Consider the following 21,087-nt stretch of genomic DNA (forward strand, 5'->3'; position numbering starts at 1 on the left):
CCGCGCTCCTACTGTTTGCGGCGCTCCGAACCCGGCACCGCCCATCCGGCAGTACCGGCCCCGGCACGGCTCCACCCCGGCACAGCTCCACCCCGGCACAGCTCCACCCCGCACGGCTCCACCCCGCACGGCCCCACCCCGGCGGTTCCTGCCGAACCCCGGATTCCCGACGCACGGAGGACACCATGCCCTTCGCACGACTCCGCCCGAGCAGCCCCCGCCGCACCCTGACCGCCCTCGGCGCCGGGCTCGGCCTGGTCGCCGGCTCGCTCGGCCTCTGGGCGGCCACCGGCACCGCGCAGGCCGCCGCCCTCCCGACGCCCGACCACGTGGTCGTCGTCGTCCTGGAGAACCACGCGTACTCGCAGGTGGTCGGCAGCTCCAGCGCGCCGTACATCAACAACACCCTCAAGGCGGGCGGCGCCACGCTGACCCAGTCCTTCGGGCTCACCCACCCCAGCGAGCCCAACTACTACCAGCTGTTCTCCGGCAGCGCGCAGGGTCGTACCGACGACAGCTGCGTGCCGGTCGGCTCGCTCACCGCCGCCAACCTCGGCTCCGAGCTGATCGCCGCCGGCAAGACCTGGGGCAGCTACAACGAGGGCCTGCCGAGCCAGGGTTCGACGGTCTGCAGCAGCGGCAAGTACGCCCAGAAGCACAACCCGTGGTTCGGCTTCAAGAACGTGCCGACCAACACCGCGTACACCTTCACGCAGTTCCCGACCGACTACACGACCCTGCCCAAGGTGTCCTTCGTCGTGCCGGACCTCTGCAACGACATGCACGACTGCTCGGTGTCCACCGGCGACACCTGGGTCAAGAACAAGCTCGGCGCCTACGCGACCTGGGCCAAGACCCACAACAGCATCCTGGTCGTCACCTTCGACGAGGACAACCGCCTCTCCGGCAACCGGATCCCGACCGTGTTCTACGGCGAGCACGTCACGCCGGGCTCCACCACCGCCACCACCTACAACCACTACAACGTGCTGCGCACGCTGGAGGACCTCGCCGGGCTGACCACCCACGCGGGCAACGCCGCCTCCGCCGCCACCATCACCGGCATCTGGAACTGACGCCGGTGTACGTCGCGGAATCCCGCAGCTCCAAGGCCCCTGCCCCGGCCCCCCGGCCGGGGCAGGGGCCCCTGCCGCCCGGCGGCGGGCGCGGCCGGAGGGCGGCCGCCGTGCCCGGCACCGTGCTGGCGCTCGGCACCGTCAGCCTGGTGACCGACATCTCCTCCGAGATGGTCAGCGCGGTACTGCCGCTCTACCTGCTCACCGGGCTCGGCCTTTCCCCGCTCGGCTTCGGCCTGCTGGACGGCATCCAGAACGGGTTCAGCGCGCTCGTCCGGCTGGCCGGCGGCCACCTCGCCGACCGGCGCGGCGCGGACGGCGCGTCCCGGCACAAGGCCGTCGCGGTGGTCGGGTACGGGCTGTCGGCGCTCTGCAAGCCGCTGCTGCTGCTGGTCCACACCGTGCCGCTGATCGGCGCGGTGCTCGCCGTCGACCGCACCGGCAAGGGGCTGCGGACCGCGCCGAGGGACGCGATGATCTCGCTCGCCACCGAACCCGAGCACCGGGGCCGGGCGTTCGGCGTCCACCGGGCGATGGACACGGCCGGCGCGCTGATCGGGCCGCTCGCCGCCTTCCTGGTGCTCCGGCTGGCCGGCGGCCCGCTGCTCGCCGACGGCGGCGACCGGCACGGCTACGACGCGGTCTTCACCGTCAGCGCCTGCGTCGCGGTGCTGGGCGTGCTGGTCCTGCTGCTCTTCGTGCCGAACCGGCAGCCGGGCGACGCCGCGCCGGCCACCGCCCCCCGGCTGCGCGACGGCCTCGCCCTGCTGCGGCTGCCCGGGCTGCGCCGGCTGGCGCTCTGCGCGGTGCTGCTCGGCCTGACCACCGTCAGCGACTCGTTCCTCTTCCTGCTGGTGCAGCGCCGGCTCGGCCTCGCCACCGACCTCTTCCCGCTGCTGCCGCTCGGCACCGCCGCGGCCTTCCTGCTGCTCGCCGTCCCGCTGGGCGCGCTCGCCGACCGGATCGGCCGCCGCCGGCTCTTCCTGGCCGGCCACGGCGCCCTGCTGCTGGCGTACGGGCTGCTGCTCTCGCCGCTGGGCGGGCTGCCGGCGGCGGTCTGCGTGCTGGCGCTGCACGGGGCGTTCTACGCCTCGACGGACGGCGTGCTGGCGGCCGCGGCGGCCGACGCCGTCCCGGCCGAGCAGCGCGGCGCCGGACTGGCCCTGGTCGGCACCGGACAGGCGCTCGCCCGGTTCGGCTGCTCGCTCGCCTTCGGCGCGCTGTGGAGCGCGGTGGGCGGCACCGCCGCGCTCGGCTGGTCCGCGGCGGCACTGGCCGGCTGCGTGCTGGCGGCCGCCTTCGTGCTCCGCGAGGCCCCCGGGGCGTCCGCCGCCCCCGCCTCCCCCGGCCCGGCCGCTTCCGGCCCCGCCTCTCCCGACCCCGCCTCTCCCGGCCCGGCCGCTTCCGACCCCGCCCGCGACTCCGACTCCGAGGTGCCCTCGTGACCCAACCGCTCCAAGGCCGGACCAGGGTGCTGATCCTGCTGGTCGCCGTCCTGCTGCTCGGCTCGGTCGGCACCGGCGCCGTGCTGTACGCGTCCGACCAGTCGGCCCGCAAGGACCAGGCGCAGCCCGGCGGCCCGGTCGTCACCCCCGGCCCGGTGTCGCTCCAGCCGCCGGCCGGCGGGCGCCGGCTGGTGTTCCGCAACATGGCCTGGGGCCCGCACCGCGACGAGCTCGTCACCGTGCCGGCCGGCCAGCCGGACGGCCCGCGCACCGCCTCCGGCGTGCAGTGCCTGCGCTTCTACGCGGCCGCCGGCACCGGCATCTGCCTGCAGGCCGAGCGCGGCGCGCTGCAGGACACGTACCACGCCGTCGTGCTCGACGACCGGCTGCGCGAGCTGCGCTCCTTCCCCGCCGCCGGCATCCCGACCCGCTCCCGGGTCTCGCCCTCGGGCCACCTCGCCGCCTGGACGGTCTTCGTCAGCGGCGACTCCTACGCGGGCACCAACTTCTCCACCCGCACCTCGATCGTCGACGTTCGCGACTGGAACCTCCGGGACAACCTGGAGACCTTCGCCGTGATCAAGGACGGCAAGCCGTACCAGGCGCCCGACGTCAACATCTGGGGCGTGACCTTCGCCGACGACACCACCTTCTACGCCACCGTGGCCACCGGCGGTCAGACCTACCTCGTCCGCGGCGACCTCACCGCCCGCACCCTCACCACGCTGCACCAGAACGTCGAGTGCCCCTCGCTCTCCCCGGACGGCACCCGCATCGCGTACAAGAAGCGCGTCCCCGGCCTGTCCGAGGACGCGCCCTGGCGGCTCTACGTGCTCGACCTCGCCACCATGACCGAGACGGTTACCGCCGAGCAGCGCAGCGTCGACGACCAGGCGGTCTGGGTCGACGACGCGACCCTGCTCTACGCGCTCCCCGGCGACTTCGGGGCCGATCTGTGGACCGTCCCGGCGGACGGCGGCGGCCTGGCCGAGCGGGTGCTCGAAGCCGCGGTGGCACCGGCCTATCTGGGCTGATCGGGCTGGTTGGTCCCACTCGGAACTTCGGGCGTAGGGTCCACGTCGAGAGTGCGAGGAGCGCGAGCGGCGCGGCCGGGCCCGACCGGCGAGGTCGGCGTGCGGGCCGCACCGACCGGGACGGGGGAGCGACAGCGGTGAACGAAGCGGGGCGGCCGGGCCGGGAACACGGGGGCGGCGGACTGCCGGCGGAGCGGATGTCGAGCGACTCCTGGCCGGCCCTGCACGGCCGCCCGGTGCTGCGGCGCACGATCGCCATGGGGCTGGTGCTCTTCGTGGCGGTCTCGGCGGCGCTGCTGGTCCGGGGAGTCAACGCGCTCACGCTGGGGCGGGGCGCGATCGAGACCGACCGCGACCGAGCCGAGCTGCTGGCCGGCCTCCACCCGTCCCAGCACCCGGGCGCCGGGCGCTACTACGTACCGGTGGGCGCGGTGTACACGCGCACGGCGGACGGCGTACCGGTCGCCTATCTGCACTACCGGCTCGGCGGCGGCCAGGACGTCGGGCTGGGCGACTTCCTGCGCACCTACGACCTGCCCGCCCCCGGCCCCAGCGCGCCGCTGCCGCCCGACCTGGCGGCGGCCCTCGGCGGTGACGAGCCGGCCGAGGCCCCGGAGCTCCCCGATCCGCACGGCACTCCGACGCCCACCCCTGCGCCCACCCCGACGCCCACCCCTTCGGACGCGACGCCGACGCCGCCGGCCACGGACGCCGGACCGCCCGAGCCGGCCGTCGAGGTGTCCCCGTCCCCTTCGTGTTCACCGACGCCGTCGGACCCGACCGAGCCCGCCGACGCCGCCGACGCCGCCGGGCCCGCCGAGGAGGCGGCCCCGGGCGGCCTCCGGTCCGGCACCGGGCCCGAGGTCGAACCCCCCGCGCCCACCCCGACCCCGACGGTCACCCCGACCCCGGCCCCGGAGCCCACCCGCGCCACCTCGGGCCGCCGCATCTACGTCGCCGCCACCTCCGGCGGCCTCCCCGGCGCCGCGGACATCTACGTCCGCGCCACCGGCTGACGGCACCGGCCCGGCGCGGGTGGTGCGGCACAGGAAGTCGGACGGGCCGACTTCCTGTGCATGCCGAGGTGGGCCGACCGGTGAGGCTTGGGACGACGGAGGGCCGCGCCGTCCTCCTCCGCGGTTCGCACCTCCACTTCGTCCTCCGTGGAGTGACCGGGTCGTACCGCTTCCGCGCTGCCGCTCTTAGGGCACCTCGCGATCGATGGTGAACGCCATGACGCTCCCGGGCTGGAGAGGGAAGGGGAGCTGGACGAGGCCGGCCAGGTTGCTGAACGGGGCGGGGAAGGTGGCCCGGACGCTGGCGCCGTGGGCAGCACCGAGCGAGCTGATCTCCGACGCGTTGACGCCCAGGCGGGTCGGCCTGATCGCGGGATCGATGGTGAGCCGGTACTCGGCGTCGGTGACGTGGCGGAAGATCTGCGCCTGGATGCGCACACGGCGGTCGTTGCCGACGTACTTCCGCGCCGTGACGCTCAGCTCCACCAGGTGGCCGGTGGTGACCCTGGGCGTCGTGGGGCACCGAGAAGTGGTCGATCCTGGCCGTTCCACCGGTGACGGCTTCGTGGGTCGGTGGTTTGCGCTCCAAGTCCCTGGTGTCCACCCGGACAGCTCCGATCGCGAAGATCGCGGGGTCGTCCGGGTCGAGGTTGTCGTCGATCATCCAGCGCAGCAGGACTTCCGGGCCGGTGAATCGGTCCAGGCAGCCGTCGTCGTTGGAGGAGAGGCACGCGATGCTCACCGTTTTGGGGAGCGTCTCGATCCGGTAGGAGATCCGGAAGCTCTGGTACAGGTAGTCGGGGTGGGTGTCACCCGGTGGCGGGGGCGCGAGCAGGCAGTCGTAGCGGTAGGCCGACAACGCGCCCGCGAAGAGCGGATCGCGTACCGGGCCGAGGACATCCTGCATGCCGCGAAGTACCGCGCTGTCGACCTGCTCGGTGGTCTCGCGCACGGTGAGCGACCCGATGGCCAGGGTCACCACCGCGGCCGACACGAAGGCACCACCGATGAGGCTCAGCACGGTCGCCACGACCTGCTGGTGTGTCAGCAGGGATGCGGCCACGACGCATGCCAGACCCATGGACAGGGCCAGGACGTTGACCAGCACCAGAATCTTGCGCAGTTGTCGTTCCCGTGACGCAGCCACGCGCACCCCCGCGGGCGGCGTCAGCGCGCCGCCGCTTCTGCGATGATCCGGACAATCCGCTCGGAGACCTCCCCGATCTCCTGCGCTGTGCGAACGTTATCCGACTGACCGTCCGTCAGGAATACCAGGGCGACGGGCGCGGTCGGGTGGAGGACGACCCCGGCGTCGTTCACCACGCCCCGGAGACTGCCGGTCTTGTGCCGCACCGGGAGATCGTCGTCGAGGCGGGACGGAATCCGATCGTTGCGGAGGTAGTTGACCAGGTACCGCCGCAGCGGCTCCAGGTGGGGGGTCCGCTCGATGTGTTCGATCAGTCGCAGTGTGTCCTTCGCGGTCGTGGTGTTCGCCCGCCCCAGGGGCCCGAGCTCCCGTTCGGAGAAGCCGGCCGGGAAGGCCGTCGAGTCCAATCGCAGGTCCTTGATCGTCGCGTCGATCCGCTCCTGCCCCAGGATGCCGCGGACGTACTCGGCTGCCGGGTTGTCGCTGGTTACCAACGAGAGGCCGCACAACTCCCGTACGGTGAGGGTCGATGCAGCATCCAGGGCCTGGAGGATGCTCGGGTACATGGTGCCCGGCAGGTCGCCGACCCGGACGCGTGCGTCCGGGTCGACGTCGCCCCGCTGTCCGGCCTCGAACAGTGCGACGCCCAGGATCATCTTGGCCAGGCTCGCGGCGGGCAGCACCTGGTCCGCGCCGTGCGCGACGGTGAGCTGTGGTCCGCCGAGAGTCTTCACCAGGACGCTGCGGACTCCCGCGCCGGCGCCGCCCGCTGCGAACGCCTCGACCTGTGCCTCGACGGCGGCGCGCACTGAACCGGAATCGACCATCGGGGCCATCCATTCCTCACGGCGACGGTGTTTGTCAGTCGTCTACCCGACTGTCGGACTCTCACGCGGTGCGAGGAGAACGGGTTGGGTGTCACTCCGGGGTGCGCTCCGGGGGTCGGCTCGCCGGATGCGCCGTAGTGGCATCCGGCGGCGGTCAGCTCGCGACGTAGGGGCGGTCGCGGCGGGCGTCGTGGAGGACGGAGGCCCACCAGAGCAGCTGGTCGAGCATCGTCTTCGCGGCGGCCTCGGGCCCCTCGGGAGCGTGCAGGGTGCCGTCGGCGGCGAACAGCTCGTAGTAGCGCGGGAACGAGACGTAGTCGCGGACGGTGTGGGCCTGCAACTCGTTGAAGACCTGCCGCAGTTGCTCGATGGCGAGGAGTCCGCCGCTGCCCCCGCTGTAGCCGACGAAGCCGATCGGCTTGGCCCGCCACTCGGTGTAGTGCCAGTCGATCGCGGCCTTCAGCGAGGCCGGGAAGCTGCGGTTGTAGTCGGGCGTCACCACGACGACCGCGTCGGCCGCGTCGAGGCGCCGGGTCAGCTCGGCCATCCCGTCGGGGCGGGGCAGGTCGGGCTGCAGCGCGGGTGACACCGGCGGCAGGGCGAGCGGGAGGTCGACGTCCGCGAGGTCGACCAGGTCCACCGTGAAGAGGCCGTGCTGCCGGGCCTGTTCGACGAACCAGTTCGCGACCACCGGGCCGAACCGGCCCTCCCGGACGCTTCCGAGGACGACTGCGAGATTGAGCTGCTCACCGGACATGACGGGGCTCCTGGACTGTGGGGATGTGGGTTCGTCGGACCGACCCCGGTGGGGCCGTGCCACCAAACTGCCGGGCCGCGAGCACGGGAGGAAGGCCGGGCCGGGACTGGTAGTGGCAGGGCCACGATCCGGTCGGGCGGGGGCTGTTAGGTTCGGCGGGTGAGCGACAACGAGTTGGGCCTGTTCCTCCGCCTGCGCCGGGAGGCCGTCACGCCGGGGGAGGCGGGGCTGCCGGTGGGCGCGCGCCGCCGGACGCCGGGGCTGCGCCGGGCGGAGCTGGCGACCCTCGCCGGGGTCAGCGTCGAGTACGTGACCCGGCTCGAACAGGGCCGGGACCGCCGGCCGTCCGCCGAGGTGCTCGCCGCGCTGGCCGGCGCGCTGCGGCTGACCACGGCGGAGCGGGTCCATCTGCACCGGCTCGCCAAGGGGGCGGGCGGGGGCTTCAGTTGCACGGGCGGCGCGCAGCCGAACCGTGCCGTGCGGCCGACCGTGCAGGCGCTGCTCGACCGGCTCGAACCCGCGCCCGCCGTGCTGCTCAACCGGCTGAGCGAGGTCCTCGCCTGCACGGACGGCTACCGCCGGGTGGCCGGGCCGATCGGGCTGCTGGACGGTGCCTGGCCGAGCCTGGCGCGGTTCGTGTTCACCGACCCGAGGGCGCGGACGGCCTACCCGGACTGGGACGGTGTCGCCGACGAGCAGGTGGCCGCGCTCAAGCAGGGCCCCGGCCGGGCGGACCTCCATGTCGGGGCGGCGATGGACGAGTTGACCGTCGCCTGCGGGGCGGAGTTCGCCGGGCGGCTGGACCGGCTGCCGGGGCTGCCGAGGGCGAGCGGGGTGCTCCGGCTGGTCCACCCGGAGGTCGGGGAGCTGCGGCTGGCCTACGAGACGCTGGACCTGCCCGCGGACGACGACCAGCGCCTGCTGGTCCACCTCCCCGCCGACGAGGCGACGTCCGCCGCGCTCGATCGCCTCACCGGCCGCCGCCCGGGGGCCCTGCGGGCGGTGTAGCGGCGCTCCGGGCCTCGGACGGAGGACGTCTGACGGACCGTCCGGCACCGGGTGGGCACCGGTCGGGCGCCGTTCGAAAAGCCTTGGCGCCGGTCCGGTGCGGTCTCATAGGCTCCGTCCCCGGCGTGCGGCGCGGCCCGCGAGCACGGCCGAACCCGTTCCACGCCGCGTTTCGGCAGAGTTCCACGCAGAGGAGAACCGTGTCCAGCACGAAGATGCACGCCGATGAGGTCGACATCGACGAGGCGCTCGTCGGCAGGCTGGTGGCCGCGCAGTTCCCGCAGTGGGCGGGGCTCCCCCTGACGAAGGTCCGCTCCGCCGGGACGGACAACGCCATGTACCGGCTGGGCACCGACCTGACCGTGCGGCTGCCGCGCATTCCCGGCGCCGCCGGGGACGTCGAGAAGGAGAGCCGCTGGCTGCCCCGGCTAGCGCCCCACCTCCCGCTGACCGTCCCGGTGCCGCTGGGGCAGGGGGTGCCCGGCGAGGGCTTCCCGTTCCCGTGGGCGGTGTACCGCTGGCTCGACGGCGACAACCTCTTCGACGAGCCCCTGGCCGAGCAGCACGAGGCCGCCGCCGTGCTGGGCGGCTTCATCACGGCCCTGCGGCGGATCGATGCCACCGACGCGCCGCCCTCCTACCGGGGCGGGCCGGTCCTCACGCGCGACGACGAGGTCCGGACCGCGATCCGGGGGCTGGGCGCGGACGGCGCGGTGGACGCGGACGCCGCGACGGCCGCCTGGGAGGGCGTGCTCCGGCTGCCGCAGTGGGAGGGTGCACCGGTCTGGCTGCACGGTGACCTGCTGCCGGGCAACCTGCTGGCCCGGGAGGGCCGGCTCAGCGCGGTGATCGACTTCGGCGTGGCGGGCGTCGGCGACCCGGCGTGCGACATGATGGCCGCCTGGACGCTGTTCTCCGCCGGGGCGCGCGAGGTGTTCCGCGAGTCGGCGCGGGTGGACGACGCGACCTGGGCGCGGGGGCGGGGCTGGGCCCTGTGCTTCGGGCTCACCGCCGAGTACCACTACCGGGTGACGAACCCCGTCCTCGCGAGCGTGGCCCGCCGCGCGGTGGCCGAAGCCCTCGCCGACCTGAGCACCGTCGTCTGACCGGCCGGCTCCCGGCCCGGACACCCGAGGGCCCCGCCCGCCGGCGGAAAGCAGGCGGGCGGGGCCCTCGTGGTGGGCCGCCCCCGGTACGAGGGGCGGCGAGCGGGTCAGGAGTGGTTCCGGGCCTCCGCCTGCTCCTGGAGCAGCCCGGCGATCCGGGCCAGGTCGTTGCCGATCCGGATGACGCCGTCGATGTCCGGGGCGGACGCGCCGTTCACGGCCAGGTAGAAGGTGTGCAGCCGCCCGTGGCCCGCGTCGAGGTAGCCGCCGATGGTGTCCGCGCCGACGGCCAGCCGCTGGTTGACGGCGTCGAACCCGGCGACGGTGCCCGTCTTGGCCCACACCTTCCCCTTGCCCGGGCAGGTGGGACACCCCTCGCAGACGAAGGCCAGCAGGCCGTCCACGCCGAGGATCGGCTGCGCCAGGCGGAACCGGTCCGCATCCGGGGTGCCCTGCCAGTAGTGCAGGATCTGGTTCTCCACCCGCGGGGTGACCCGGTCGACCGGGTTCCCGCCGCGGCCGTCGAGCAGCTGCACCTGGGTCGGGTCGATGCCCGCCTGCCGCAGGAAGTCGGTGAGCACGGGGAACCCGTCGGCGCACTGGTGGCTGCCGGCCGTGACGGCCATCAGGCAGATCCCGAGGTTCGCCCCGAGGTTGTGGCTGACCTTCAGGATCAGCTTCGCGTACTGGGCGTACACGGGGGAGACGTAGGCGGCGACGCGCTGCGTGCCGTCGTAGGAGGCGGGCACCAGCTGGTCCGGGTTCGGCCCGGTCGGCGGGGCGGTGACGGTGACGCCGGCCCGGGCGAGCGCCTCGATCAGGGCCGTGCGCCCGAACGCCGCCGGGTCCTGCACGGCGGAGATCCGCAGCACCGGCTGGGCGTCGGCCGCGATCGTGCCCGAGAGGCTGATCCGGGTGCCGTCCGGCGAGGCCGAGACCTGGATGTCGGTCGTGCCGCCCGCCGCGACCGTCCGCACGGTCGACTCCACCTGGTAGGGCGCGACCTGCGGCCGCCAGCTGAGCTGCGCGGGCTGCCCGGGGGTGGTGGCGGTGGACAGCAGGTCGATGACGTTGTCGTTGATGATGAGCGGCGTCGGGCTCGGGTCCAGCTCGGGGAAGGAGGTGAAGAGGCGGGAGTCGACGGCGACGTCCCCCCGGACTTCGGTGATGCCCGAGTCGCGGACCTGGCCGGCGATCTCGTCGAGGCCGGCGAGCGGGTTCTCGGGGGTGAGCGTCGCGCCCGGGACGTCGTTGGCGTAGGTGTGGTCGATCGGGGTGTAGGCGACGGATCCGTCGGGCTCCGTGCGGCCGCCCATGGTGAGGTCGCCCTGGGCGACCACGACCAGCGTGCCGTCCAGGGCGCTGCCGTCGCGGGTGCCGACGGCCTGCACGGGGGTGGTGAAGCGGTGGTCGCCGCCGAGCGCGTGCCAGGTGCCCGACACGCTGACCAGTTTGGCGGTCGACCCGGGGATGAAGAACTGGTCGGGGTACTGCGAGTGGATGACCTCGCCGGTCTCGTCGTCGATCTCCAGCAGGCCCCACTGGGCGTACTTGTAGTCGGGCTTGGCCATGATCGCGAGGATGTCGGGGCTGAGGCCGTCACGGTCCGGCGGTGTCGCGCCCGCCACCCCGGCCGAGACGACGGTGGCCACCGCCGTGGTGACGGCGGTGGCCCAGGTACGCCACTGTCGAGGGGTCGATCTCATGAACCCACCTACTCCCGGCCGTGCGCCGGCCGCGTCATGACGGATGGTCAGTACGGGCAGGCATACCGTCCGGCGGCGGGCCGTCGAACGTCGTGGCGCACTCTTCACCCGCATGCCCCGGCACCGCCACCGGGCCGGGCGCAACCCGGGTCGGGCCGGGCGCAACCCGGGTCGGGCCGGGTCGCGCGGTTCGGTCACGGGTCGGGCCGGGTCACGGGTCGAGCCGGGGTACGGGTCGAGAAGGGGTAGGGGTCGAGAAGGGCCGGGGAGGTTCACGCGATGGTGACGTCGACCCCCATCTGCTCCGCCCCCGGGGTGCCGGCGACGGCCAGGGTGACGCCGCTCCAGGTGCCGTCGGGCTCGTTGAGCGGCGGCGCGGTGTGCTGCCCGATGCCGGTGTTGCCCAGGGCCGGGTAGAGGTCGGTCTTGTCGCCCCGGTTGCCGGTGCCGAAGATCTTCCCCAGGTCGTTGCGGCCGTCGGCCTGCATGAGCGCGATGGCCAGGTGGTGTTCGTCGTTGACGTTGTCGATGGCCTCGTCCACCACGTAGGCGGCGATGCCCTGGGAGGGCAGGAACTCGTCCTGGCCGCGCTGGCGGCGGTACTCGACGATGATGTACTGGCTCTCCTTCATCCGTTGGGGGTTGCGGACGAACAGCAGGTCGCCGCCCTCGGCGACGGGCCGCAGCGTGATGCCGGTGGTGGTACTGGCCACCTCCTGGGGGGTGGTCCAGCCGTGGAACATCCGGAGCATGCCGTTGGGGAAGACCGGGGTGACCCCGGCGTTGCCCCAGGAGCCGCCCGCCATCAGGCAGTAGTCGCCGAGCCCGTTGGACGTCGTCGCGTCGACGCGCCCGGTGTCGTAGAAGTCGGCCCAGCGGGCGGCGAGGTGGCCCCACTCGTGGGCGCAGACGCCGACCGCGCAGTCCTCGGGGACGGTCAGGAAGGTCTGCACCCGCAGGCCGGGCGCGACCTCCACGCCCTCCTCGCCGGGCGGGTTCCACTTGAGGCTCCAGATGTCGCTCGGCCGCTCGGTCTGTTCGGCGCCGGTGCCCGCGTGGACGATGAACAGGGCCGTGACGAGGCCCTCGCCGAGGGCGTCGTAGTCGGCGGAGAAGTCGACGCCCTGCTGGAGCGCGAGCTTCAGGGCGTCGGCCGCCATGCCCTGCGAGTTCCGGGGCGGGCTGCCGGTGCCGGACTGGTTGTCGGCGTAGAAGGAGAGCGGGTGCGGCAGGCGGAACCAGCCGTGCACCTCGCCCTGGACGTCGATGCCGTGCGCCGTCGGACGGGCCGGGTCGAAGCCGCTGACCAGGCGGTAGTAGTCGCGCATCGACCCGGTGGTGAAGGTGTCGGCACTGAACAGCATCTGCTCGAAGTGGCCGGCGGTGTGCTCGGGGCTGTGCGGGAGGTCGGGGAAGTCGACCAGCAGCACCAGGGTGCGGACGACGCCCTTCAGCTTCCTGGTCGGACGGGTGATCAACTGGGCCCCGGTGCTGGGGCCGGGGCGGACGGCGCCGTCGTCGAGGCCGATGACGTTCTCGCCGCGACGCCGGGAGCGCCAGACGTAGTAGTACTGCTCGAAGGTGAGGTCCGAGGGGAGTCGCCGGTGCTCGACGAGGTCCTGGTAGCGGGCGCGGAGTTGGGCGAACGCCTTCGGTGACAGCGGCACCGGGCAGGCGTGACGGTCGTCGGTGGGACGGTGATGCAGCGGGGTTAAGGTGTGACGCATCGTGACGGCTCCTTTGAGCCAGCTCACTCCGCGGGGAGTGTGGCGACCCCGCCGAGTGGGGCGGTCGCCGGCAATCGGTCGGGTCGCCACAGAGCGGTCGAGTCGCCGTGCGGCGGTCGGGTCTGGCCGGTACCGGTTGCGAAATGGGCGATATACGGCTATCTGTCCCTATTCTGACGCCCCGGACACGGTCAGCACCAGACCCGAAGGCCCGTCGGTTGGCTCAGCCCGCGCGGTACGCGGCCGCGGCCGCCGTGAACGAGGCGGCGAGCTGCGGTGATCCTGCCCAGTGAAGGTGCAGATACGAAGCGTGAACGTTGCCCAGTGTGCCGCCGGTGAAACCCTCGGTGCGCGGACCGGTCGGCAGCCGCCAGCCCCAGGCCGGCCGGTCCCCCGCCGCGGGCTCGCAGACCGTGCGGTGGAACTCGTGCCCGCGCACCCGGGTGCCGGTCGGCGCCAGCGGCGAGTCGGTCAGTGCGACGGCCTCCCGGTACCCGAGGGTCAGCCGCTCGGTCATCCGGGCCGAGGTGTCCAGCACGCCGCACATCGGCAGACCGTCCAACTCCCGGCCGAGGTAGAGCAGTCCGGCGCACTCGGCGGCGATCGGGGCGCCCGCGCCGGCGAACGCGGCGATCGCAGCGCGCAACGTCCCGTTCGCGCTCAGCTCCCGGACGTACAGCTCGGGGAAGCCGCCGCCGATCACCAGGCCGGCCGTGCCCGCCGGCAGCGCGTCGGCGTGCAGCGGGTCGAAGGGCACCACCTCGGCGCCGGCCGCGGTGAGCAGCTCGGCGTTCTCGGCGTACGAGAAGGAGAACGCGGCGCCGCCGGCCACCGCGATCCGGGGCGACCCGGCCACCCGCCCGACCTCGGCGGCCGGGTCCCACGCGGTGGCGTCCAGCGGGGGAGCGGTCCGGGCCAGCGCCAGGACGGCGTCCAGGTCCACCGAGGCGGCGACCAGCTCGCCCATGTCCGCGACGGCCCGCAGCGCCTCGGCCGAGCGCTCCACGGCCGGGATCAGGCCGAGGTGGCGGGACGGCGTGGCGACGGCCGCCGAGCGGCGCACCGCGCCCAGCACCGGCACGCCCGAGCCCTCCTCCAGCGCCTCGCGCAGCAACTGCTCGTGCCGGTCGGAGGCCACCCGGTTGAGGATCACCCCGGCGAGCCGGACCTCGGGGTCCCAGGAGGCGAAGCCGTGCACCAGCGCGGCCACCGAGCGGGACTGCGAGGAGGCGTCCACCACGAGCACCACGGGTGCCCGCAGCAGCTTGGCCACGTGCGCGGTGGACGCCAGCTCGCCGCGCCCGGAGGCGCCGTCGAACAGCCCCATCACGCCCTCGACCACCGCGATGTCCGCCCCGGCGGCGCCGTGCAGGAAGAGCGGGGCGACGCGCTCCGGCCCGCACATGAAGGCGTCCAGGTTGCGGCCCGGCCGGCCGGCGGCCAGGGCGTGGTAGCCCGGGTCGATGTAGTCCGGGCCGACCTTGTGCGGCGAGACCGCCAGGCCGCGCGCGGCGAGCGCGGCGATCAGGCCGGTGGCGACGGTGGTCTTGCCGGAGCCGGAGGACGGCGCGGCGACGACGAGACGGGGGATGCTGTTCAAGGCTCTACTGCTTTCGCGGACTGACCGGTCGAGGCGCTACTGCGGGCGCGGTGCTACCACTCGATGCCGCGCTGGCCCTTGCGGCCGGCGTCCATCGGGTGCTTCACCTTGGTCATCTCGGTGACCAGGTCGGCGCAGCCGGTCAGCGCCTCGGTGGCGTACCGGCCGGTGATGACGACGTGCTGGCTGCCCGGGCGGTCCTTCAGCACCGACACCACCTCGTCCACGTCGACCCAGCCCCAGTGCATCGGGTAGGTGAACTCGTCCAGCACGTAGAAGCGGTAGGTCTCGGCGGCGAGGTCGCGCTTGACCTGCTCCCAGCCCTCCTTGGCGGCCGCCTCGCTGTCCATCTCCATCTCGGTGGAGCGCTGGATCCAGGACCAGCCGGAGCCCATCTTGTGCCAGTCGACCGTGCCGCCCTCGCCGGAGGCGCCGAGCACGCGCAGCGCGTTCTCCTCGCCGACCTTCCACTTGGCGGACTTGACGAACTGGAACACCCCGATCGGCCAGCCCTGGTTCCAGGCCCGCAGCGCCATGCCGAAGGCGGCGGTGGACTTGCCCTTGCCGGGGCCGGTGTGGACCGCGGTGATCGGCTGGGTGCGACGCTGACGGGTGGTGAGGCCGTCCTCCGGGACGCTCTCGGGGATTCCCTTGGGCATGTGGATCAGGCCGCCTTTCGCATCGTGGTGGCTCGGTTGGCACGGTTGTCGCGGACGAGCGAGGCCACGCCTTCGGCCCGCAGCTCGTCCAGGGTCACGGCGGTGGCGCCCAGCCGGGCGGCCAGCGTGCGGGCCAGGCCGAGCCGCACCGGGCCGGACTCGCAGTCCAGCACCACGCTCGCCACGCCCTGGGCGGTGAACAGCTCGGCCGCCCGGTGGGACTTCGCGACGGCGTCGCGGGAGCCGGTCGCCCGGCCGTCGGTCACCACGACCAGCAGCGGGCGGCGGTGCGGGTCGCGCATCCGCTCGACCCGCAGCACCTCGTGGGCCCGCAGCAGTCCGGCCGCCAGCGGGGTCCGGCCGCCGGTGGGCAGCCGCTCCAGCCGGGCCGCGCCCACCTCGACCGAGGAGGTCGGGGGCAGCGCCAGCTCGGCCGTCGCACCGCGGAAGGTGATCATGCCGATCTTGTCGCGGCGCTGGTAGGCGTCCATCAGCAGCGAGAGCACGGCGCCCTTGACGGCGGTCATCCGCTGCCGGGCCGCCATCGAGCCGGAGGCGTCCACCACGAACAGCACCAGGTTGGACTCACGGCCCTGGCGGACCTGCTCGCGGAAGTCGTCCTTGTGCAGCAGCAGCGCGCGCGAGGCCCGCCCGCGGGCCACCTGGTGCGGCGCGGCGGCCTGCAGGGTGGCACTCAGGTGCAGCCGGGCGAGCCGCCCCTGCGGGCGGCGGGCGCGGATGGTGTGGCCGCCGTCGGTCTCGGCGGGGGAGCGGCGGCCCTGGGCGCCCTTCCCGGTGCCCTCCACCTTGAACAGCCGGGTGCGGTACGGCTCGCCGGCCGCGACCGGCGCGGACTCCGGCGCACCGCCCCGGCCCTGCTGCGGGATCGGCTCCCCGCCGGCCGGCGCCTCCGGCTCGGGCTCGGCGGCCGCGGAGCCGTCGGGCGCGTCCGCGGGCGCGGGGGCGCCGCCGCCGTTGTCGGGGCCGCCGCCGTCCGGGCCCGGGCCGTCGTCCTGCGGTCCGCCGCCGTCGGGGCCGTCGCCGTCGGGGTCCCGCTCGGGCTGCTCGCCCTCGGCCCGCTGCTCCTCGGCCGGCTGCTCCTCGGGCTCGGTCTCCTCGGGCTGGGCGTGCTCCTCCAGCGTCCGGTCCAGCTGCTCCTCGTCCAGGCCCGGCGCGTCGAAGGGGTTGCGCCGGCGGCGGTGCGGCAGGGCCAGCTGGGCGGCCTTGCGGACGTCCTCCTCCAGCACCTCGGTGCGGCCGGCCCAGGCGGCCAGCGCGACGGCGGTGCGGGCCATCACGATGTCCGCGCGCAGCCCGTCCACCTCGAAGGCGGCGCAGACGGCGGTGATCTGGCGCAGCGCCACGTCCGTCAGCACGACCGCGGGCAGCAGTTCGCGCGCCGTGGTGATCCGCTCGGCCAGCGAGCGCTCGTCCTCGGCGAACCGCGCGGCGAAACCGGCCGGGTCGGCGTCGTAGGCCAGCCGGCGGCGGACCACCTCGGCGCGCTCGGCCGGCTCCCGGGTGGCGGCGATCTCCACGGTCAGGCCGAACCGGTCGAGCAGCTGCGGGCGCAGCTCGCCCTCCTCCGGGTTCATCGTGCCGACCAGCAGGAAGCGCGCCGCGTGCCGGACGGAGACGCCCTCGCGCTCCACGTAGGAGCGGCCCATCGCGGCCGCGTCCAGCAGCAGGTCCACCACGTGGTCCTGGAGCAGGTTGACCTCGTCGATGTAGAGCACGCCGCGGTGCGCCCGGGCCAGCAGGCCCGGCTCGTAGGCCTTGACGCCCTCGGCCAGCGCGCGCTCCAGGTCCAGCGAGCCGACGATCCGGTCCTCGGAGACGCCGACCGGCAGCTCGACCAGCCGGGCCGGCCGGTGGAGCTCGCCGGTGCCCTCGTGCGCGCCGTCCGGGCAGTTCGGGTCCGGCGAGACCGGGTCGCAGGCGAAGCGGCAGCCGTCGACGGCGGCGATGGACGGCAGCAGGCCGGCCAGCGCGCGCACCATGGTCGACTTGGCGGTGCCCTTCTCGCCGCGCACCAGCACGCCGCCGACGGCCGGGGAGACCGCGTTGAGCAGCAGCCCGAGCCGCAGGTCGGCCATCCCGACGATCGCGGTGAAGGGGTAGCGGACGTCACTCATGATTCTCCAAGGGGGCCCCGGGCGGCAGGAACGGCAGCGAACCCGCGGCCGGCACCCCGCCCTCGATCAGCTTCCACAGCGCGTCGGTGTCCGCGTGCTCCTCGATCAGGTCGCCCAGCCGGTCCAGCCGGGCCTCGCGCGCCTCGGCGAACGACGTGTCCGGCGCGGGCACGAAGGCCCGGCCCGACAACTGCGCCACCTCGCGGAGCAGTTCGCGCCGGAAGCCGTCGTTCTCCAGCGCACCGTGCCAGGTCGTGCCCCAGACCGCCCCCACCCGGCAGCCGTCCAGGAACGCCTCTCCGCCCTCCACGGTGACGATCCCGTGGTGGATCTCGTACCCCGCGACCGGCTGCCCGTAGGCCTCGCCGACCGGCCGGGCGAGCACCTTCTCGGCGCCGAACCGGACGTGCGTGGGCAGCAGGGCCAGGCCGTCGACGGCGCCGGCCCGGGACTCGACCTCGTCGTGGATGGCGCGGGCCAGCATCTGGTAGCCGCCGCAGACGCCGAGGACCGGCAGCCCGGCCGCGGCGCGTGCCCGCAGGGCCGGCTCCAGGCCGCGCTCGCGCAGCCAGGCCAGGTCGGCCACGGTGGCCCGGGTGCCGGGCAGGATCACCAGGTCGGCGTCGGCCAGCTCCTCGGGCCGGGTGGCCCAGCGGACCAGCACCCCGGGCTCCTGGGCCAGCGCGTCCACGTCGGTGAAGTTGGAGAGCCGGGGGAAGCGCACCACGGCGACCCGCAGCACGTCGGCGCCGAGCGGCCCGCGGCCCTCGGTGCGGTCCACCACGGTGGTCAGGTCCAGCGAGTCCTCGGCGTCCAGCCAGAGCCCGGACAGCATCGGCAGGGTGCCGAGCACCGGACGGCCGGTCAGCTCGCGCAGCATCCGCAGCCCGGGCGCCAGCAGCCGCGCGTCGCCGCGGAACTTGTTGACGAACCAGCCGGCGACATGCCGCTGGTCCTCCTCCGACAGCAGCGCCAGCGTCCCGTACATCGCCGCGAACACGCCGCCGCGGTCGATGTCGCCGACCACCACGACCGGCAGGGCGGCGGCGGTGGCCAGGCCCATGTTGGCGATGTCCCGGTCGCGCAGGTTGATCTCGGCGGGCGAGCCGGCGCCCTCGCAGACCACCACGTCGTAGCGGCGGCGCAGGTCGGCCAGGCACTCCAGGGCCCGCTCCAGCAGGACGGGCTTGCGCTCGCGGTAGTCCAGCGCGCCGACCTCGGCGACCGCGCGGCCGAGCAGCACCACCTGGCTGCGGCCGTCCGCGCCGGGCTTGAGCAGCACCGGGTTCATCGCCGCCTCGGGCTCCACCCGGGCCGCCTGGGCCTGCATCGCCTGGGCGCGGCCGATCTCGGCGCCGTCGGCGGTGACGAAGGAGTTCAGCGACATGTTCTGCGCCTTGAACGGCGCCACGGCGACGCCCTGACGGGCCAGCCAGCGGCAGATGCCCGCGGTGACCACGCTCTTGCCGGCGTCCGAGGTCGTCCCGGCGACCAGCAGTGCGTTGCTCATGCGCTCCCCCTTCGCTTGCCCGCCTTGAGTGCCTGCACGACGGCGTGCCCGGCGACGGTCGTACCCAGTGCGAGCAGTCCCACCCGGCGGGAGAGCCGGCAGGCGCGCTCGATGTCGTCCACCGTCACCGGCCGCAGCTCGCCGCCCAGCACCGGCCGGTGCTCCACCCGGGAGCCGTACCGCAGGGTGCCGCCGAGGCGTACGCCGACGGCGCCGGCGAAGGCCGACTCGGCCTGGCCCGCGTTGGGGCTGGGGTGGGCGGAGCCGTCCCGCCGCCAGACCCGCCAGGCCGTCCGGGGCTCGGGCGCGGCGGCGACGGTCAGCAGCGCGGTCAGCCGCGCGCCCGGCCAGCCCGCCGCGTCGTCCAGCCGGGCCGAGGCCCAGCCGAACCGGGCGTGGCGCGCCGAGCGGTGGCCGACCATCGCGTCCAGGGTGTTGACGGCGCGGAAGGCCAGCAGGCCGGGCGCCCCGGCGAGGGCGCCCCAGACGAGCGCGTTGACCACGGCGTCGGCGGTGTTCTCGGCGACCGACTCGACCACCGCGCGGGCGATCTGCTGCTCATCGAGCCCGCTCGGGTCGCGTCCGCACAGGTGCGGCAGCCGCCCGCGCGCCGCCGCGAGGTCGTGCGCGGCGAGCGAGCGTCCGATCGTGCGGGCCTCACGGGTGAGCGAGGTGCCGCCGAGCACCGTCCAGGTCGCGGCGGCGGCCAGCGCGGCCCGCCCGAGCGGCCGGCGGCCCAGGGTGCGGTCGGCGGCCACCGCGCCGGCCGCGACGGTGCCCACGCAGAGCGCGGTGAAGGCGGTGCCGACGGCGCGGTGGTCGCGCCAGATCCGGCGCTCCAGGCGGCCGGCCGCGCTGCCGAAGACGGCCACCGGGTGGCCGCGGCGCGGGTCGGCGAAGCGGGCGTCGGCGAGGTACCCGGCGGCGGCGCCCAGCGCGTAGGCGGCGGCGCGGGTCAGCGGGCGCACGACGGACAGCGGAGGTCTCGGAAGGTCGGGGCAGCCTGCATCGCGTGCGTGTCCTCACTCAGGGTCCGCGCCCTGGATCGACGTACCGGGGGCGAGAGTCTCCTGGCTTCCGGGGCGGACGCACTCCCGGGCCTTCCAGCGGCTTCGACGGCCCGCCGCGATGGGCCCCCTCCGGCGCCGCGGCGGGCGAGGAGGGACTCCGAGTGTGCTCCCCGGTGACAGTGGCGGGACCGCGCCGGACTCGCACCGGCTTCCTCTGCATGCCTCCGTTTGGCTGAAGGATCCCATCACGCGGCCGAACCGTGCGTCAACCGAGGTCACGGAGGGGTAGGTCACAGCGCCGCCGGGTTTCCCGGCCCCGTGGCTACCTCCGATCGGCACCCCCCGCAGGGGCATGACAGCCTGTGGGATCGTCCAGTCGCCTGGAGGAGCCTCCAGTCCCGCTTCGTGTGTTCGGCGGCTGGGGGGCGGCCGGACCACCCCCTACCGTCTGGTCCCATGCGACGCAGACAGCCACCCGCCCTGCCTCCGGTGCCCTTCTCGCCCGCGGCGGCCCGCGCGCACCGCGCCGGCCTCGGCCTGACCCCCGAGCAGGTGGCCGAGGGCATGGCCGCGCACGGCGTCCGGCTGCTGCCCGCCCACGTGCTCGGCTGGGAGAGCGGTGAGCTGCGCCCCACCGAGGAGGAGTTCATCGCGCTGGCCCGGGCGCTCTGGTGTCCGCCGGCCCAGCTGATGGGCGTCCGCCCGGCCCGGCTGCGGGACCTCCGGGTCGCCCGGGAGCTCAACCAGGAGGGCGCGGCCCGCCGGATCGGCATCGCCCTGCGGCAGTACCAGCTGGCCGAGGCGACCGGTCAGTGGGACGGCGACCAGGAGCAGACGCACGCGCTGGCCCGGGTGCTCGGCCTGACCCTGCGCGAGCTGGTCGCGGTGACGGGCCGGGCGGACGAGCTGGACCGGCGGCTGCGGCAGGGCGTGGACGGCCGCTGGCAGGCGCACGTCCGGGCGATCGGCCGGATCGTGCCGGTGCACGAGGACGACCTCGCCACCGTGCTGACGGTGCTGCAGAACGAGAACCAGGTCTCCTCGCACTGGGGCGCCGGCAGCTGGGGCTCCCCGGCCCCGGCGGCGGACCCGGTGGCGCCGGGGGCCCGGCCGCTCGGCGAGCGGTTCTGGGAGCTGCTGGGCCGGCTGGAGACGGAGCTCCCGGTCTGACGGGCCGGCGTCCGCGGGACCCTCCCCGCTGCCCTCCCCGCGCCGCCCCCCGCGGTGGTCCCCGCCCCCGCCGTGACCCGGACGGCCGTGACCCGGACGGCCGTGTCCGGTGGCCGGGCGCCGCCGCCGCGAGTGGACTGGTGGGCACAGTGCC

18 protein-coding genes and 1 riboswitch are annotated in these 21,087 nt (G+C 74.7%); of the genes, 8 read left to right on the forward strand and 10 right to left on the reverse strand.

All coding sequences use genetic code 11. The features are described from left to right. Positions 1-185 precede the first annotated feature (185 nt). The 4 genes from ACWDRR_RS23855 (at position 186) to ACWDRR_RS23870 (ending at position 4,571) form a co-directional block, all read left to right on the forward strand. The gene (locus ACWDRR_RS23855) at positions 186-1,076 is read left to right on the forward strand and encodes an alkaline phosphatase family protein (protein WP_449774221.1); all 891 of its coding nucleotides are present in this window, start codon (positions 186-188) and stop codon (positions 1,074-1,076) included. Positions 1,077-1,081: 5 nt separating this feature from the next. After that, the gene (locus ACWDRR_RS23860; protein ID WP_449774222.1) at positions 1,082-2,521 is read left to right on the forward strand and encodes an MFS transporter; all 1,440 of its coding nucleotides are present in this window, start codon (positions 1,082-1,084) and stop codon (positions 2,519-2,521) included. Further along, positions 2,518-3,555 (forward strand): TolB-like translocation protein, encoded by a 1,038-nt coding sequence (locus tag ACWDRR_RS23865; protein WP_449774223.1) that lies wholly within the window; start codon positions 2,518-2,520, stop codon positions 3,553-3,555. Before ACWDRR_RS23860 ends, ACWDRR_RS23865 begins: the two co-directional genes overlap by 4 nt. 137 nt (positions 3,556-3,692) lie before the next feature. Beyond that, positions 3,693-4,571, forward strand: a complete 879-nt coding sequence (locus tag ACWDRR_RS23870; protein ID WP_449774224.1) for a hypothetical protein — start codon at positions 3,693-3,695, stop codon at positions 4,569-4,571. A 186-nt stretch (positions 4,572-4,757) separates the two neighbouring features. Here the strand turns inward: ACWDRR_RS23870 and ACWDRR_RS23875 are convergent, their stop codons facing one another. Further along, entirely contained in the window at positions 4,758-5,057 is a 300-nt protein-coding gene (locus tag ACWDRR_RS23875) for a hypothetical protein (RefSeq protein WP_449774225.1), read from the reverse strand. A gap of 13 nt (positions 5,058-5,070) precedes the next feature. Between ACWDRR_RS23875 and ACWDRR_RS23880 the strand changes: the two genes are divergently transcribed. Further along, positions 5,071-5,709 carry a hypothetical protein gene (locus ACWDRR_RS23880; protein WP_449774226.1) on the forward strand — a complete coding sequence of 213 codons (639 nt, stop codon included), beginning with the start codon at positions 5,071-5,073 and terminating at the stop codon, positions 5,707-5,709. 29 nt (positions 5,710-5,738) lie between these two features. Here the strand turns inward: ACWDRR_RS23880 and ACWDRR_RS23885 are convergent, their stop codons facing one another. Together ACWDRR_RS23885 and ACWDRR_RS23890 are read right to left on the reverse strand one after the other, a co-directional pair. Further along, a complete protein-coding gene (locus ACWDRR_RS23885) occupies positions 5,739-6,554 on the reverse strand; it encodes a serine hydrolase (protein WP_449774227.1) in 816 nt (271 codons plus the stop codon). Positions 6,555-6,699: 145 nt separating this feature from the next. Then, complete coding sequence (locus tag ACWDRR_RS23890; RefSeq protein WP_449774228.1) at positions 6,700-7,302, reverse strand: NADPH-dependent FMN reductase; 603 nt, start codon at positions 7,300-7,302, stop codon at positions 6,700-6,702. A gap of 159 nt (positions 7,303-7,461) precedes the next feature. Here ACWDRR_RS23890 and ACWDRR_RS23895 point away from each other — a divergent pair, with 159 nt between their 5' ends. Further along, positions 7,462-8,310, forward strand: coding sequence for a helix-turn-helix domain-containing protein (locus tag ACWDRR_RS23895; protein ID WP_449774229.1), 849 nt, complete (start codon positions 7,462-7,464; stop codon positions 8,308-8,310). Positions 8,311-8,525: 215 nt separating this feature from the next. Then, on the forward strand, positions 8,526-9,416 hold the full coding sequence (locus tag ACWDRR_RS23900; RefSeq protein WP_449774283.1) for an aminoglycoside phosphotransferase family protein: 891 nt from the start codon (positions 8,526-8,528) through the stop codon (positions 9,414-9,416). Positions 9,417-9,523: 107 nt separating this feature from the next. On the opposite strand, the gene dacB is transcribed toward ACWDRR_RS23900, so the two are convergent. The 7 genes from dacB to ACWDRR_RS23935 all read right to left on the reverse strand — a co-directional run bounded on the left by dacB (position 9,524) and on the right by ACWDRR_RS23935 (position 19,721). Beyond that, positions 9,524-11,122: a D-alanyl-D-alanine carboxypeptidase/D-alanyl-D-alanine endopeptidase gene (gene dacB, locus ACWDRR_RS23905; RefSeq protein ID WP_449774230.1), complete on the reverse strand. Its 1,599-nt coding sequence runs from the start codon at positions 11,120-11,122 to the stop codon at positions 9,524-9,526. A gap of 272 nt (positions 11,123-11,394) precedes the next feature. After that, positions 11,395-12,849: a M6 family metalloprotease domain-containing protein gene (locus tag ACWDRR_RS23910; protein WP_449774231.1), complete on the reverse strand. Its 1,455-nt coding sequence runs from the start codon at positions 12,847-12,849 to the stop codon at positions 11,395-11,397. Between the two features lie 223 nt (positions 12,850-13,072). Further along, positions 13,073-14,449 (reverse strand): cobyrinate a,c-diamide synthase, encoded by a 1,377-nt coding sequence (locus tag ACWDRR_RS23915; RefSeq protein ID WP_449774232.1) that lies wholly within the window; start codon positions 14,447-14,449, stop codon positions 13,073-13,075. Positions 14,450-14,502: 53 nt separating this feature from the next. Next, entirely contained in the window at positions 14,503-15,108 is a 606-nt protein-coding gene (gene cobO, locus ACWDRR_RS23920; protein WP_449774233.1) for a cob(I)yrinic acid a,c-diamide adenosyltransferase, read from the reverse strand. A 5-nt stretch (positions 15,109-15,113) separates the two neighbouring features. After that, on the reverse strand, positions 15,114-17,243 hold the full coding sequence (locus ACWDRR_RS23925) for a putative cobaltochelatase (RefSeq protein ID WP_449774234.1): 2,130 nt from the start codon (positions 17,241-17,243) through the stop codon (positions 15,114-15,116). Then, positions 17,236-18,753: a cobyric acid synthase gene (locus ACWDRR_RS23930; protein ID WP_449774235.1), complete on the reverse strand. Its 1,518-nt coding sequence runs from the start codon at positions 18,751-18,753 to the stop codon at positions 17,236-17,238. Before ACWDRR_RS23930 ends, ACWDRR_RS23925 begins: the two co-directional genes overlap by 8 nt. Next, the gene (locus ACWDRR_RS23935; RefSeq protein WP_449774236.1) at positions 18,750-19,721 is read right to left on the reverse strand and encodes a cobalamin biosynthesis protein; all 972 of its coding nucleotides are present in this window, start codon (positions 19,719-19,721) and stop codon (positions 18,750-18,752) included. Before ACWDRR_RS23935 ends, ACWDRR_RS23930 begins: the two co-directional genes overlap by 4 nt. Positions 19,722-19,814: 93 nt before the next feature. After that, positions 19,815-20,005: riboswitch (cobalamin riboswitch) on the reverse strand. 214 nt (positions 20,006-20,219) lie between these two features. On the opposite strand from ACWDRR_RS23935, the gene ACWDRR_RS23940 reads away from it, so the two are divergent. Next, positions 20,220-20,933, forward strand: coding sequence for a transcriptional regulator (locus ACWDRR_RS23940; RefSeq protein WP_449774237.1), 714 nt, complete (start codon positions 20,220-20,222; stop codon positions 20,931-20,933). Positions 20,934-21,087: the final 154 nt, after the last annotated feature.

It is taken from the genome of Kitasatospora sp. NPDC003701 (assembly GCF_053587085.1).

Excerpts from the sequence above, each read along its gene's own strand:
- ACWDRR_RS23910 (WP_449774231.1), bottom strand. The coding sequence starts at position 12,849 with ATGCGTCACACCTTAACCCCGCTGCATCACCGTCCCACCGACGACCGT.
- ACWDRR_RS23885 (WP_449774227.1), bottom strand. The coding sequence starts at position 6,554 with ATGGCCCCGATGGTCGATTCCGGTTCAGTGCGCGCCGCCGTCGAGGCA.
- ACWDRR_RS23940 (WP_449774237.1), top strand. The coding sequence starts at position 20,220 with ATGCGACGCAGACAGCCACCCGCCCTGCCTCCGGTGCCCTTCTCGCCC.
- ACWDRR_RS23930 (WP_449774235.1), bottom strand. The coding sequence starts at position 18,753 with ATGAGCAACGCACTGCTGGTCGCCGGGACGACCTCGGACGCCGGCAAG.
- dacB (WP_449774230.1), bottom strand. The coding sequence starts at position 11,122 with ATGAGATCGACCCCTCGACAGTGGCGTACCTGGGCCACCGCCGTCACC.
- ACWDRR_RS23925 (WP_449774234.1), bottom strand. The coding sequence starts at position 17,243 with ATGAGTGACGTCCGCTACCCCTTCACCGCGATCGTCGGGATGGCCGAC.
- ACWDRR_RS23900 (WP_449774283.1), top strand. The coding sequence starts at position 8,526 with ATGCACGCCGATGAGGTCGACATCGACGAGGCGCTCGTCGGCAGGCTG.
- cobO (WP_449774233.1), bottom strand. The coding sequence starts at position 15,108 with ATGCCCAAGGGAATCCCCGAGAGCGTCCCGGAGGACGGCCTCACCACC.
- ACWDRR_RS23890 (WP_449774228.1), bottom strand. The coding sequence starts at position 7,302 with ATGTCCGGTGAGCAGCTCAATCTCGCAGTCGTCCTCGGAAGCGTCCGG.
- ACWDRR_RS23855 (WP_449774221.1), top strand. The coding sequence starts at position 186 with ATGCCCTTCGCACGACTCCGCCCGAGCAGCCCCCGCCGCACCCTGACC.